The following is a 14,670-nucleotide window of genomic DNA, read 5'->3' on the forward strand; positions in this document are numbered from 1 at the left end:
CAACAATAAAATGCTACGCCATTATCGGTGTAGCATTTTTTATTGGCCTTAAAAAAAGTAACGGCTCGACACTTGCCATTGCTGTTCAACAAGATCGATAGACTGGTTTAGATACTTTCTTGCAGGGCGAGTTGAATCAATCACATTGTATTCAAGCTGTATAAACCAGGGTTTATCCAGCTGATATTGATAAGCCACAGTCAACGACTGACCATCCTCGTTGTTATCATCCTCTGGAGTCTCATCGTTATCTGTCACTGAAAAGTCTTCTACACGCAAGCTTACACGATGCTGCAACCAACGTTTACTCACCATGACATAACCTGAGTGAAAATCATTGTCGACCACAGGCAAACCGTCGGTATTAGTCATTAAGGTGCTGCCTTGCATATACTGGCTGGTAAAACTAACGCCATAAGGGAGCAGCCATTTAGCACCGACATGGCCAAACTGGGTTAACCACACATATTGACCTTGCTTCACAATAAGTGTATTGGCGTTATTGTCGTAGTATCCAGCCTGTACGCTACCTTTATTTCGCCACGTCCACTTAGCCACAACATGGGCACCAATACGGTCATCAAGTTCGGTAAAGGGGTCGGAGTTGGCCGCTTGCTCTGCGAGCATACCGTCAGGTTGCATTGCGGGTATGGTCGTAATTGGGAGGGTTTCTTGTAGAAGTGTTTGCCTCGATGTTTGCGTCCAACCATGCCAGGCGAGTATGGCGCCCGTGGTGTCATTAAACATAAACGCTTCGGCGGTTAATGAAAAGTCATGCGCCGATTGGCGGTATTGACCTAAAGATTCAATCGTGGTCGACAAACCGATGTGCCTGACTTCTTCTGCAAGCCAGCTGTTCATTGTCGAATAGGTTAAGCTATAAGGCGATGCCCACGCGGTGGCGACGTTTTCTAATGATATTTTGGGATACATTAAGCCAAATTCAACATCGAGACGAATACCCGACTCGCTTGGAATGTCGCGATAACGAACTAGTGCCTCTGTTAAACCAAGGCCATTATTGATGCCATCAACATAGGCATTTGCGATAATACGGCTAGACCACGCGTCACCCCATAGCGTGTGATAACTGAGTCCTAATTGCGACAACGCTATCTGCGAACCATTATTGGCACTAAACTTACCTAGCCCACCGCTTAAGTATGAATCGCTGCTGTCAGCATACCCTATTCGAGTATCAACTACGCCACTGACATGATGTTCAACCTCACTCCACGCCATAGACTGGGCGCTTGAGTGAACAGTTAACACCGATAAACAGATACAGCGAAATATTAAACGGTCAATAACAGTCAATAATTATCACTCCTATACATAAGCAGACTGGCTTAACCAATCGTTAAATTGCAGCTCTGGTAATGGCCGTGACAAATAAAAGCCCTGGCCCATTTCACAGTGCCGCTCAGTGAGCCATTGTAAGGTCTCTTTATCTTCAATACCTTCTGCAACGACTTTAAGTCCTAGGTTATGGGCTAATTGTAAGGTTGATTGCACAATAATTTGGTCTGCATTTGTCTGCAGTAACTTTTGCACAAATGACTTATCAATTTTTAGTTCATCTACGGGTAATTGTTTTAACTGCGCCAATGACGAATAACCCGTGCCGTAATCGTCAATCGACAGGGTTAAGCCATTTTGACGCAATAAAGTCAGCTGTTTAACCGCCAGCTCAGGGTCTGACACCACGGCATCTTCGGTGATCTCAAGCGTCATCGCCGACACAGGGACATTGTGTTGTGCCAAGGTGTCGATCACCCAGTAGCAAAACTGCTCATCTTTTAAATTTTCGGCTGAAATATTCACCGCTATGCACATGTCTATACCTTGCACTTGCCAACGATGATATTGCGCCATAGCCTCGGTAATAACCCAACGAGTCAAAGCATCCATTTGCATGGTTTTTTCAGCAATAGGAATAAACGTATCTGGCGGAATAATCCCTCGAGCAGGATGGTTCCAGCGCACTAATGCTTCAACGTGAGTAATTTTTTGTTTCGCTAAATTCAGTTTAGGCTGGTAATAAAGTACCAATTGATTTTGTTCAATAGCGACTTTTAATTCGTTAATTAATTGAAAACGCTCAACGCTATTTTTATCAATGTTGGCATCATAAACTTGATAATCACGCTTATTCATTTTAGCGTGCTGCAATGCGGTATCGGCCTGGCGTAACAGGGTCACAATATCCATACCTGGCTGATAAAAGCTGACTCCTGCAGTAAATTGTAAATGCAGTAAAATATCTTGGTAGTGATAATCTTGGCCAATTTTTGCCTGTAACATGGTCAAGAACACTTCAAAAGATGCATGCTCATATTCTTTAAACGCCAACACAAACTCATCGCCAGACAAACGACACGCTAGGGCGTTCGGGTTGATATGACAAAGCCGTTTAGCCACTTCTTTAATCACTTCATCGCCAACCGCATGGCCTAACGTGACATTCACCTCGGTCATGCGGCGGATGTTAATTAAGCAAATTGCCATGGTTGAACCTTCAATTAGCCATGGCTCACAGACACGTTGTAATTGATTGCGATTGGCTAAATTAGTAAGAGGATCATGAAATGCTTGATGCTCAATGGCTTTCTCGCGCGCCACAATCGCTTGTTGCATCGAAGTAAACTCACTGGCAAGTTGCTGTAATTCAACACTCGAGTCTACACTCACATTCGAATGATAATTCCCTTTGGCAATAAATCGAGCTTGTTCTATTAATTGTTTAATTGGTCGGGTAATACTGCCCGATATCCAAAATGCCAATAGCAATGATACCGGTAACATTAATAATAACACCGCCACTTGCTGTAACCATTGAGATTCGATTGATGCCAAGAGATCTGAACGCGACTTATACATATAAGCATGTAAGGATTGATCATCTACATGACCTAAAAATTGTTTCCATAAAATAAAGTCGCTGTCGGCTTGGTCTGCGACAATATATTGAGTCACTATTTGTGTTTCATGGTGCTCAAGCGGAAACCCAGAATGACCCACTGGGGTAATCACCTCTTTTTCTAACAGCATAAAACCGCTGTTTAATCCGGTGAGTTTTTGCAGAGAGTTCGCTAAAGAGTCTCCTATTAAAAAACCAAAACCAACCCAGCCAATGACACTATTGCCGCCACTGGTGAGCGGCGAAAACTTAATTTGATATAGTTTGTTATCGAGCAGATAGAAAGGACTTATTTGATCAAACTCAGTGTCGAGTTTATAACGAAAAGGTGCATGTTGTTCCGAACCAAGCGCCACCACTTCTTGACCGAGTTCATCTTGCGAGGCCACCAATTGACCAATCACTTTACCGTCACCCGACACAGCCATCGCGAGTGAAGCGTTGATACGGCCACGATGATTATTTAATGCCACTAAAAAACTACGGTTATCACCATCAATAAAAATATCTTTTAAAGCAAAGTCTTTAGCCGCAGTAGATGCAAACGCCGCCAAATAATAATTACGGTTATCGTATTGTGACTCAAAGACTAAACTTGCCACCTCGAGTTGGTTAGCGACATATTGCTGTTCGAGGCGTTGATTGGATTGATATGAAAGCCAGAAAGACAAGGTTAGTACCGCAATAATAACCAGTACAAAAAACGCAAAAATCCGTGTCTGCAGACGATTAAACAATACCAATATTAGTATCCTTCTAGGAATTCAAATTCATCTAAACTTTGCTGTTTAGGAATACTATCAAATTCAGCCTCTAAAGTGATAACAATTGGCTGCTTATTGGGTAAATGAAACGTCTGTAATTGCTGGTTATCGTTAAGCTTTAATTGCGGATGCCAGACACTCACAGTAAAGTCATCTTCAGGTAATGCGTTAAACACTACCTTGCCTTGGCTATCGGTGATGGCATAAAACGGTGTATCAACCACCAGCAAATGTCCCGACATCCAGTCATGAATATTACAGCCCATAGACACATGACCCGCTGTTTCAAACATGATTAACTGTTGCTCTTGTTCGTGGCGTAACTTAAATGAAAATCGTTTCGGGCCTAATGCAGAATAAATATGATGAGTTATATCATCTTCATTAACAAAAGCGACCTCTTGGCCTTTTTGCACCACGGTAATATAAGGTGAAAACTGTTTGTCTTTTTGATGCACTTCAGCTTTGGCAGGCTGCGCTGTTACAACCCGATTTTCCGCGTTGTTGGGCTGTAAATACACCACCACATTGACCGCAGCCTGGCCTTGTTGATTAAGTATCAACAACTCTTGAGCGCTGACACTTTGAGCAAATAATTGACTGGCGAGTTGAGTCAACAACAGCAAAGCTGTCAGACTTAGCGGCGACCTTAAGCTCATCTTTTTCTTGTCACGATTTAGGCTTACACCAATCATCTACACTCCTATTGTTAGCATGTTAATCAGCAATATTGCCTAAGTATATCTACAAGACCTCAGCAAAAGCTGTTTTATTTCAACCATCTTAAATTTTATATTGGCTTAACATTGCGGCTAGTCCTTTTGATGAGTCATTAAGCTCTTTTGCTAACACCGTAGACTGTTTTGCGGTGTTGCTGATAATTTCAGATTGTTGACGAATGTGATTAATTTGCGATGATATGTCTCCAGCAGACATGCTTTGCTGCTCAGCTGAAGCGGCAATTTGGCTGCTCATATCAAACACCGAGTTAATCGACCCTGCCATTTGAGTAATATCATCACCCACGGCTTTAATGCTAGCGCTACCTTGATCGGCTTGCTCAACTATCACATTGGTAATGCCGGTAAGATTTTTAGTGCCTTTTTGTAAGCCTTCAATCATTTTCTGAATTTGCACTGTCGCTTCTTGAGTTCGGCCCGCTAACGTGCGCACTTCATCGGCCACTACCGCAAAACCTCGGCCTTGTTCGCCCGCCCTTGCCGCTTCAATTGCCGCATTTAGCGCTAACAGATTCGTTTGCTGCGATATGCTCTCAATCGTGGTCACTACATCGTTAATTTGGGTGGCGTCATGAGACAATTGCTCAACCGACGAAAATGATTCTGCAATTCGTTCCGATAAATAACGCACTCTTTGCACAGCATCGTTAATTTTCTGCTGACTTTGGTCCATTTGCTTAGCATTTTGTTGGGTGTGCGATGAGGTTTCCCCCGCATGATGCGACACATCAGCAATGGCTGAAGTCATTTGCTCCATCGCATGAGATACCGCATCTAAAAAATGATGTTGTTGGTCGATAAGTTCTTTATTGGTATTTGCCTGGCTATTAAACTCATCAGCCGCGGCAGATAACGTGTGTGAATTATCACGAATAGCCTTAACCATTTCACTCATATTATCAGCGCAGCGGTCAATGTCGGTGGCGATTAAACTGAAATCATCGGTGCCAAAAAAGTTAAGCCTAAAACTTAAATCACCGTCAGCCAAACGCTTAATGGCCATGTACATTTCCCACAGTCCGCCACCTAATGAGGTTGAAATCCAGTAACTGAGTTGAAACAACGGTAATAAACCCACTAATGCAATGATCAACATAAACTGGGCATCGCCTTTTGCATCTTGCTCCCACGACGTTACATTTTGGCTGTGACTTAAATATTGATTACCCACACTGGCAGACGCTGTTACTGTGTCGCCATTACGCCCGGTATTATCACGAGCAGAAACTTGCAATTGGTTGTCTGAAGCAAATTGTTGCAGCTGCGCCTCGGGTAAAGCTTGATTATTCGCTACGCTAGCAAAGCTTTGCACACTGGCTGTCACTCTTTCTTGCGATGCCTGTGCGATCAAATCCCTCGCTTGTTGATAATTTAATAATGCAATTACACAGGTAATTGCCGCGACCATTGAACACACAATCCAAAATTTGCCGTTTAGGCTGAACTTAATCATGATTGCGTCAATTTTTCTAAACTGGATCTGCTTCATATTTACGCTTCCTAAGGCAATTTAATACACACGAAACCTTTGATTGAAAAAAAATCTACTTGGAGTACTCATACCAATATCAGTATAGCTGAGCCGATCGGGACAATGACTGAACCAATCAAAAATATAAAAAATGCCTAAGTGCAACACACTTAGGCATTTAGCTTAATTATTATCGACTTAAGTGTGTAAAACTTAAGTGCTAGCGCTCACAATTCTTTATACCGATAACACCTTGTTTAGAGGTAAATCACGATACCTTTTGCCAGTCGCGGCAAATATTGCATTGGTTAAGCTTGGCGCAACAGGCGGCACGCCAGGCTCTCCGACACCGGCTGGGTTAGCAGTAGACTGGATATGAATGACTTCTATTTCAGGGCTTTGTGGAAAACGCAGTAATGGATAATCATGAAAGTTCGATTGCTGCACCTGGCCGCCTTTAAAGCTTATCTCGCCCATCATGGCTAAACTTAAGCCAAAAATGATCGCCCCTTCGGTTTGCGACGTTAATCGGTCTGGATTGACCACCAAACCGGCATCAATTGCGGAGATACTTTTTAACACCTTAAGGTTGTTATCTTTTACTTCAACTAAGGTGGCGACGGCAACATAGGTTGTAAAACTGCGATGAATAGCAAAACCCCAACCTTGATTTTTTTGCACAGGTGCTTGCTGCGCAAGTTTAGCTTCCATGATATTAAGCACATTATGATAACGGCCTACATCAATAGGATGATCGTCAAGGGTTTCACCGTAGTTACCATACTCGAACCCTTGATCCGCAAGGGTTTCTTTTCTGGCTTCACCGAGCATTTCACGCCACATTTGCAGGCAAGGTTTATTGGCTTTAACGGCCAACTCATCGACAAAACTGCCAATGCCAAACGCGTGCTGAATATTACACACCGAACGCATCCACCCAATACGAGTATGGGCGGTAGCTTTTACGGCTTCGAGCTGTATTTGTGGCAACGCTAATGGCACATCAACAAAGCCTAAATCAAGTTCACCAGCAGAGGGTAAATCGACCCCTTCAGCAAAAGTAGAACTAATAGATGGAAACCCAGTACGGGCTAATATGGCTTGAGGTTGATTGCTGTTATCGAGCTTAGCCTGATAAAATTGCGCACTAATCGCATGGTAATAACCATTTTGTATTTCATCTTCTCGGGTCCACGACACCTTAACGGGCTTATTGAGTTTTTGAGATAACATGGCCGCTTCTACGCTAAAATCGGGTTTGGATTTACGTCCAAATCCGCCCCCTAACAGTGTCACATTCACTTTCACTTTTTCTTCAGCAAGACCAAGTACCGCGGCGACATTTTTCTGAGTGCTTTGTGGCGTTTGAGTGGATGCCCAAATTTCGCATCCGTCCGTGGTCACACTCGCGGTCGCCACCGGCGGCTCCATCATGGCATGAGCTAAATACGGCACAGTATAAACCGCATTAATTGTCGACTCTGCAGGCCATGAATCAACGCTAGCACCTAACTGGCGCATCACTTTGCCAGGTTGTTTAACTCGTTCAACTAACTCGGCCAAATACTGAGTGGTATCGTGGTTATCATTGACAGATTTTGTCCAGGTGATTTTCAGCGCTTTACGCCCTTCCATCGCACTCCAAGTGTTGCTGGCAATAACGGCTACACCGCCCAAAGCTTGAAATAATGGTGCGCCTTTAGGTACAGGTAACTGAATAATATCCAACACCCCCGCTACTTTACGCGCCGCGCTATCATCTAATGTGGCCACATCACTGCCCAATACCGGTGGGCGAGTAATGCTGGCATACACCATGCCATCAACGTTGATGTCATAACCAAACATGGCTGTACCCGCTAATATGTCATCCATATCAACAATCGTTTTAGGTTTACCAATAAAGTTAAATTCACTGTCTGGCTTAAACGTCAGCGTTTCAACATCGGGCACGTTAATGGCCGATGCTGCTACTGCTAACTCGCCAAAACGTAAGCTTTTGCTAGAACCTTTGTGATACACGCGACTTTGTTTGGCATACACTTCAGTCAATGGTACTTTCCATTTATCGGCCGCCGCTTGCTCAAGCATGGTTCTAGCCATGGCGCCCATTTGACGCATTTTGTGATATTGCTTACGAATGCTTCGGCTGCCGTCGGTGTTTTGATCGCCGTAAGCTTTGTCGCCTAAACCTTGAACAACCACTATTTTGTCCCAATCGGCTTCTAACTCATCGGCTAACACCTGCGGAATACCGGTTCGAATACCCTGGCCCATTTCAGAACGATGACACGTGAGGTAAACCTTATCGTCTTCGCCAATGGCAACAAACAAATTCATCGTGGCTTGTTTGTCTTGCGCTAGCGCCATTGGGCTCCAGGCTAAACTCGTGCTGCCAAGAACTAACCCCCCGCCTACTGCACCAAATAACTTAAGCACGTTACGACGGCTAATATTTTCAACTGCGGTAAATGTCGTCATGATTATGCCTCCGTCACTGATTTGATCGCTGATTTAATGCGTGGGTAGGTTCCGCAACGACAAATATTGCCCGACATCGCATCATCAATTTGTGCATCGGTTGGTTTTGCTGTGACTTTTAATAGTGCTGCAGCAGACATTAATTGCCCAGCCTGACAGAAACCACATTGAGGCACATTGTGCGTTAACCAGGCATCTTTGAGTTTTTGAGCCTCTAGGCCTTCAATCGTAGTGACTTGCTTGCCCTGCACTTGCTTAAGACTGGTTAAACAACCGCGCATGGGGCTGCCATCTACGTGGATAGTACACGCACCACATAAGCCCGCGCCGCAACCAAACTTGGTACCGGTAAAACCTAGGATGTCACGCAAAGCCCATAAGACGGGCATATTGGGGTCGGCATCAAGGGTAAAGTCCTTACCGTTGACCAGTAGTTTTTGTGTTGTGGTTGTCATAATCACTCCTTAATTAGGCAAAAGTCTTACTGGTATATACCCAATCAGCCTGAAGATGCTCGATTTCAGCAAGAATTTACACGTGTTTAGGCAAGGCATTGATTGCAGGTAATGGTCGTTCCCTTTCCAAAATCAATAACGCAGCATAAACGCGTGTAAAACTTGCCCTTTGGGAGTTTCACCGTGTTCCCCTGATTATTAAATCAAGAGCGTTGTTGCGCTAATTTATAAGGTACCTACATTACTGCATTAACGCGCCTAGTATTGAAAACACGGTGAAGCTCTGAAACACGGATCTTCAAGTTGATTGGGTATAAACTTAAGAACAAAAATGCAGTTACTTGTATTTATTGAAATAGCTTGTATTTATGGCAACCGCTTGCAGATATCGCCATAAACAGGTTTATTAACGTTACTTGAATTAGATTAAACTTAACTGAACTAGCTCAAGTTCAGTTAAACGAATTATTGTTGATGCAACCACAAGGCTAAATCGGCAGGTGTATCAATATCAAACTGAGCATTCTCCATAGACAAAATAGTTAAACTATTCTGTTCGGCACGGCGTTTTAACACGCTTTTAGCGCCTTTATCGCCGTCAATAGACAATAAACTAATAAAGTCGTCAGCAATAAATACTGCTGGCACGCCTACATCTTGATGGTAAAAACTGCAGCTAGTTTGGCCATTGTGCTGATAAGCCTCAATCAAACCCAGATAATCATCCAAGGTTAAGGCAACTTGATCAGCCAACACCAACAATAATGCATCAGCATTTGCCTCAATAGCATAGGCGACAGCGTGTTTAACCGAGCTTGATAAACCTAACTGCCAATGTGGATTGATTATCCGCTGGGTATCAGCGGCAATCGCCATCACTTCATCATTAATATGCGCGCCCAGTATCACCACGGGCGCGGCAATATTAGCTGTTGCACTGAGTTGCTTTAGCGTAGCGATGCTATGGGAAAGCACACTTTTACCACCTTGAATTTGAGCGGTGATTTTACTGCCGTTAAAGCGACTACTCGCCCCAGCCGCTAAGATGACGCTAACAATCTTAGGCGATGATGACATGCTCATCCTTACAGCATCACACAATCAAGGCTGGTTAATTTGCTGTGATACAACACACCATGACACTGAGATAAAATGCTTAATGCGACAGAGCCGGGTAATTCACCACCTAATGCTAAACCTGCTGGTGCAGAGAAATAACCGCTAAAGTCATCCACACTGAGCTGCGCAATATCAAGCACTTTATCGCGGCGATGAACTGGGCCTAATAATGAAATATACGCCAATCCTAAGGGTTGCAGCGTTTTTAGGGTTTTGGCATCAATTTGTAGGTTATGACTCATGACAAAAGCCGCATCTAACCCCTTAAGAATATCGGCTGAAATACTGGGGGTTGGGTGTTTTATAATTTGGCAACCAGGAAAGTCATATGTGCGAGCATATGCGGTGCGCTCATCAAATACCGATACTTTCCACCCCATTGTTTGCGCCATTTGCGCGATAGGTTGGGCATCTAATCCACCGCCAAAAATACCAATATGCACTGGCGGCCTGAGGGGGATATTCAAGACAGTATTGTGCTGTTGCTGCACTTTTTGGGTTTTGGTGTTTAAGGTAATCGCGTTTGGTGAGCCACGTTCTTGCGCAATAAACTTACCCGCAACAGCATGACTTGGCGCACCACCATCAACAATATTAAGCTGATAAGTCCCGCTGTCACCGCGCATTAGCGCGTCATGAACGTTAACTAAACCTAGATAATTATTCGCTTTGTTAAGCGACACCATCATAATGTTGACGATACCACCACAACCAAGCTGATAGCTGGTATCAGACTCGTCGGTCGCATCGTAAGTTAATTGCAATACTTGCTGGGTTTGGATTGCACGCTGGGCATGGCGACGGAGATCGGCCTCAAGACAACCGCCGCTGAGCATGCCTAAACTTTTACCCATAGGGTGAAATAGCATGATAGCACCGGGTTTACGATAAGAAGACCCTTGTACTTGAGTTAATACTGCTACAACCCAGTCTTCTTGATAAGTAGGTAACCAGGCATCGAGTAAATCAACAAGGTGTTGAACCATGAAAACTGTCCATCATAATAAACGCAGTCTTCTAAGCTAACAGACTGCCTTTACAATGCAAAGAATCAATGGTTTCAATTTATGTCTTAATTTTATGAATCACTTACAAACAGTTAATTTTTAATCAAATAACTGGTCAGCAACAAACGGGTTATGCTGGCGCTCATCGGCAAAGGTCGACATCGGCCCATGACCAGGAATAAAGCTGAAATTGTTGCCCAAAGGCCATAATTTAGTGGTAATAGAATGCAGCAAATCTTGATGATTAGATTGCGGAAAATCAGTGCGGCCAATAGAGCCTCTAAATAACACATCGCCCACCCAGGCTAACTTAGCCGGGGCATTATAAAACACAATATGCCCAGGAGTGTGGCCAGGACAATGCAACACACTGAGCGTCTGCTCGCCAATACTCACCTCGTCCCCCTCTTCAAGATATTGCTTAGGTTCAAAGGCCTCCGCCCGCGGAAATCCGAAATTTTGGCTTTGTTTGACCAGGTTATCTAACCAAAACTTATCGGCCTCGTGAGGACCGATAATCGGCACAGATAATTGTGCCGCTAAATTGGCCGCGCCACCAACATGATCAATATGTCCATGGGTCAGTAGAATTTTCTCTACGCTTAAGCCTAACTTAGTGACCTCAGCCATGATCCTTTCGATATCACCACCGGGATCCACAATTGCAGCTTTTAAGGTTTTCTCGCACCAAATAACACTGCAGTTTTGCTGAAAGGGAGTAACAGGGATAATTTGATACTTCATCGGCAACCTCATACTTATGCTCATATGTTGATTATCGGTTAATTTTACCTAGGCAGTATTGATCTAGATAGCTTTTTAATGTGATACCCATCAAGCTTTGCATTGTTGATGTACACTATACCCAACCCAATAACTCATGGATAATTACCGAGTCACTTGTTCAGTGATCAATGCTTAACGACTCATAATACTTCCCACAGACTCAGTAGGACATGTATGCACATTGATATCACTTTATCAGACATCAAAGCACGTAAACATTTTTTCTCGGTGCCACTTGATTACCAACAAAGTCCGAGCAAGCAGATTACTGTATTTGCCCGAGAGTTGGTTAGCGTTGAAAACCAGCACAAGCAACTGCCCTATTTAGTTTTTTTTCAGGGTGGCCCAGGCTTTGGCGCAGTAAGACCTCTAAGTTATAGTGGTTGGATTAAACGCGCATTGAAAGAATATCGGGTATTGCTACTAGACCAACGAGGCACCGGGTTATCGACGCCCGTAAATGCCACCAGCTTAAGTTACATGAGCGCCACCGATCAGGCCGATTATTTAAGTTTTTTTCGTGCCGATAACATTATTCGCGATGCCGAATATATTCGCACTAAATTATCCCCAGGCGAACCCTGGAGTATTTTAGGCCAAAGCTTTGGCGGCTTTTGTGTTTTACATTATTTATCAGCCGCGCCAGAGGGCTTAAAAGAAGCCTACATCACCGGGGGGATCCCCTCATTAACCCGATCTGCAGACGAGGTTTACCAGGCAACATATCAGCGAGTATTGGCAAAGAATCAAGACTTTTTCACCCGCTTTAGCGATGCCAGAGTCTTAGTCGACACACTGGCAAAATACCTGTTCGACAATAAAGTCTACCTTGGCACGGGCGAGCTATTGACCGTAGAAATGCTCCAATTATTGGGCATTAATTTGGGCATGGAACAAGGGCCTGAAGCCGTTTACTATTTGCTTGAACAAGCCTTAATAGATACCCCCCATGGGGTTGATGTAAACCCGTTGTTTTTGCATCAATTTAGCCAATTTCTTGATTACAACACCAACCCCATTTTTGCGTTAATGCACGAGTCGATTTACTGTCAGCAACAGGCATCGGCATGGGCTGCGCACAGAGTCAGAAACGAGTTTAGCCAATTTAACTATCGCCCAGGCAAACCCTTATTGTTCACAGGCGAAATGGTGTATCCATGGATGTTTGCGCAATTTGAACAACTTGAGCCACTGCAACAAGCGGCCAATTTAATCGCCGCGAAAAAAGATTGGCCAGCCCTGTACAACCTTGAGCAACTTGCCGCCAATAAAGTGCCCGTTGCCGCCGCGATATACAGCGAAGATATGTTTGTTGAAATGCAATACAGCCTAGAAACGGCCAAGCAAGTGAGTAATCTTAAATACTGGCTCACCTCAGAGTATGAACACAACGGTATTCGCATGGACGGCGAGCGAGTGTTAGACAAACTCATTAGCCTTAATCGCGGCCATTGTTTGCGTTAATATTTGATAAGAAATAAGCATTAGACATAAGAAATAAGAAAGAATAAAAAAGGGGCATAAGACTAAATCTTATGCCCCTTTTTTATGGGGATGATACCGTTTTATAACGAAACGGCCATTACAATACTTGCAATACCTGCTCAGCAGCTAGGCGAGACTTAGGCAGTTTAGCATTGTAGTCTTCATCTGAGTGGTGATAGCCAAATGCTAACGCCACATCACAGACATAACCGTCTAATTCTTTTGCAAACACCTGGCCTAGCATTTCACTGTCAACACCTTCCATCGGCGTAGAGTCAATGCCAAGACGTGCTAGCGTGTGCATGGTGTTACCCAGAGCTAAATAAGTTTGCGACTTCGTCCAGGCAGCGTTATTGCCCGCTGCGTCAGTGTTTAAATCAACAAACGCATATGCACCAAATGCACCTTCACGATCTTCTGGCTTAGTACGGCCATCAGTAATGCCCTGGTCTACCACTTTGGCATAATCTTCACGAGTATACTTTGGGTTATAGGCAAACAATATTGTGTGCGAAGCTGCTTTAGCGTGTGGTTGGTTAAACTGAAATTTGTTTGCAAAAGAGTCATGCAGACGTTGCTTAGCGTCATCACTTTCAATGACGATAAACTTCCATGGTTGAGAGTTAATTGATGAAGGTGACAACACCATTGCATCATAAATAACAGCTAAGTCGGCTGCTGATACGCGCTTAGTAGCATCGTAGCGTTTTGCGGTGTAACGTTTTTCTAAATCAGAAATAATAGCGTGAGTCATGTGATGCTCCATAAAAATAAACGATGACGGTTTCAATAAATCAAATAGTTAACAATAAATTCGGCTGATATGTATTTCGCATATATTGTGTTTAATTGTGTGGATTCAAGGGCATTAACGCCATTTAATCGAACAGCCCATACTGGCGGTTTGTTGTTTAGGCCCTTTGCCAATGGCGGCAATTAATTGCATCGCATTAACGAGTTCAGCAACACGATTAGGAGCATCTTGCAACCTGGCATCGTCCAGACGGCCACGATATTGCAACTCACCCTGGGCATTAAAGCCAAAAAAGTCCGGAGTACATACGGCACCATACTGCTTAGCAATATGCTGGTCTTCATCCACTAGGTACGGGAAACTAAAGCCATGTTGCTCGGCAAAACGAAGCATGTTTTCAGGCGAGTCGGAGTCAACCTGATGGTAGTTATTCGACATAACAGCCAACACATTAATCCCTTCTGCCATCAATTGCAGGGTGTCTTTAGCTAAACGCGACGCAATGGCTTTAACATAAGGGCAATGATTACAAATAAACATAATCAACAAGCCTTTATCACCTAAATGTTCACTCATGGTAAACGCGTCACCGTGAGGGTTTTTTAAGGTGAAATCGGGTGCTTTCCAGCCAAAATCACAAATGGGCGTATCAAGTAACATAGCGATTAACCTTTAACGGTACTCGGAA

Annotated in this window: 12 protein-coding genes; 1 reads left to right on the forward strand and 11 read right to left on the reverse strand. The window is 43.8% G+C overall.

The window, feature by feature from the left end:
* Positions 1 to 48: 48 nt before the first annotated feature.
* From GQA99_RS17030 to GQA99_RS17070, 9 genes are all read right to left on the reverse strand, one after another.
* The gene (locus tag GQA99_RS17030; protein WP_229785962.1) at positions 49 to 1,317 is read right to left on the reverse strand and encodes a hypothetical protein; all 1,269 of its coding nucleotides are present in this window, start codon (positions 1,315 to 1,317) and stop codon (positions 49 to 51) included.
* 12 nt (positions 1,318 to 1,329) lie between these two features.
* Entirely contained in the window at positions 1,330 to 3,663 is a 2,334-nt protein-coding gene (locus GQA99_RS17035) for a bifunctional diguanylate cyclase/phosphodiesterase (RefSeq protein ID WP_160055912.1), read from the reverse strand.
* A 2-nt stretch (positions 3,664 to 3,665) separates the two neighbouring features.
* Entirely contained in the window at positions 3,666 to 4,379 is a 714-nt protein-coding gene (locus GQA99_RS17040; protein WP_229785963.1) for a cupredoxin domain-containing protein, read from the reverse strand.
* Positions 4,380 to 4,467: 88 nt separating this feature from the next.
* Positions 4,468 to 5,913, reverse strand: a complete 1,446-nt coding sequence (locus tag GQA99_RS17045; protein WP_160055914.1) for a methyl-accepting chemotaxis protein — start codon at positions 5,911 to 5,913, stop codon at positions 4,468 to 4,470.
* 219 nt (positions 5,914 to 6,132) lie between these two features.
* Positions 6,133 to 8,376, reverse strand: a complete 2,244-nt coding sequence (locus GQA99_RS17050; protein WP_160055916.1) for a xanthine dehydrogenase family protein molybdopterin-binding subunit — start codon at positions 8,374 to 8,376, stop codon at positions 6,133 to 6,135.
* A gap of 2 nt (positions 8,377 to 8,378) precedes the next feature.
* Positions 8,379 to 8,831: a (2Fe-2S)-binding protein gene (locus GQA99_RS17055; RefSeq protein ID WP_160055918.1), complete on the reverse strand. Its 453-nt coding sequence runs from the start codon at positions 8,829 to 8,831 to the stop codon at positions 8,379 to 8,381.
* Between the two features lie 465 nt (positions 8,832 to 9,296).
* The gene (locus tag GQA99_RS17060) at positions 9,297 to 9,908 is read right to left on the reverse strand and encodes a nucleotidyltransferase family protein (protein WP_160055920.1); all 612 of its coding nucleotides are present in this window, start codon (positions 9,906 to 9,908) and stop codon (positions 9,297 to 9,299) included.
* 8 nt (positions 9,909 to 9,916) lie between these two features.
* Entirely contained in the window at positions 9,917 to 10,936 is a 1,020-nt protein-coding gene (locus tag GQA99_RS17065; RefSeq protein ID WP_160055922.1) for an XdhC family protein, read from the reverse strand.
* A 120-nt stretch (positions 10,937 to 11,056) separates the two neighbouring features.
* Complete coding sequence (locus tag GQA99_RS17070; protein WP_160055924.1) at positions 11,057 to 11,701, reverse strand: MBL fold metallo-hydrolase; 645 nt, start codon at positions 11,699 to 11,701, stop codon at positions 11,057 to 11,059.
* A gap of 216 nt (positions 11,702 to 11,917) precedes the next feature.
* Between GQA99_RS17070 and GQA99_RS17075 the strand changes: the two genes are divergently transcribed.
* Positions 11,918 to 13,207 carry an alpha/beta fold hydrolase gene (locus GQA99_RS17075; RefSeq protein WP_160055926.1) on the forward strand — a complete coding sequence of 430 codons (1,290 nt, stop codon included), beginning with the start codon at positions 11,918 to 11,920 and terminating at the stop codon, positions 13,205 to 13,207.
* A 118-nt stretch (positions 13,208 to 13,325) separates the two neighbouring features.
* On the opposite strand, the gene GQA99_RS17080 is transcribed toward GQA99_RS17075, so the two are convergent.
* Together GQA99_RS17080 and GQA99_RS17085 are read right to left on the reverse strand one after the other, a co-directional pair.
* Positions 13,326 to 13,982, reverse strand: coding sequence for a nitroreductase family protein (locus GQA99_RS17080; RefSeq protein WP_160055928.1), 657 nt, complete (start codon positions 13,980 to 13,982; stop codon positions 13,326 to 13,328).
* A 114-nt stretch (positions 13,983 to 14,096) separates the two neighbouring features.
* A complete protein-coding gene (locus GQA99_RS17085) occupies positions 14,097 to 14,642 on the reverse strand; it encodes a thioredoxin family protein (RefSeq protein ID WP_160055930.1) in 546 nt (181 codons plus the stop codon).
* Positions 14,643 to 14,670: the final 28 nt, after the last annotated feature.

It is taken from the genome of Shewanella litoralis (assembly GCF_009828585.1).
Lineage (GTDB): Bacteria > Pseudomonadota > Gammaproteobacteria > Enterobacterales > Shewanellaceae > Shewanella > Shewanella litoralis.

Bases quoted from the DNA above. Each gene is read 5' to 3' on its own strand.
- GQA99_RS17040 (WP_229785963.1), bottom strand. From the start codon at position 4,379: ATGATTGGTGTAAGCCTAAATCGTGACAAGAAAAAGATGAGCTTAAGG.
- GQA99_RS17075 (WP_160055926.1), top strand. From the start codon at position 11,918: ATGCACATTGATATCACTTTATCAGACATCAAAGCACGTAAACATTTT.
- GQA99_RS17060 (WP_160055920.1), bottom strand. From the start codon at position 9,908: ATGTCATCATCGCCTAAGATTGTTAGCGTCATCTTAGCGGCTGGGGCG.
- GQA99_RS17065 (WP_160055922.1), bottom strand. From the start codon at position 10,936: ATGGTTCAACACCTTGTTGATTTACTCGATGCCTGGTTACCTACTTAT.
- GQA99_RS17080 (WP_160055928.1), bottom strand. From the start codon at position 13,982: ATGACTCACGCTATTATTTCTGATTTAGAAAAACGTTACACCGCAAAA.
- GQA99_RS17070 (WP_160055924.1), bottom strand. From the start codon at position 11,701: ATGAAGTATCAAATTATCCCTGTTACTCCCTTTCAGCAAAACTGCAGT.
- GQA99_RS17045 (WP_160055914.1), bottom strand. From the start codon at position 5,913: ATGAAGCAGATCCAGTTTAGAAAAATTGACGCAATCATGATTAAGTTC.
- GQA99_RS17055 (WP_160055918.1), bottom strand. From the start codon at position 8,831: ATGACAACCACAACACAAAAACTACTGGTCAACGGTAAGGACTTTACC.
- GQA99_RS17050 (WP_160055916.1), bottom strand. From the start codon at position 8,376: ATGACGACATTTACCGCAGTTGAAAATATTAGCCGTCGTAACGTGCTT.
- GQA99_RS17085 (WP_160055930.1), bottom strand. From the start codon at position 14,642: ATGTTACTTGATACGCCCATTTGTGATTTTGGCTGGAAAGCACCCGAT.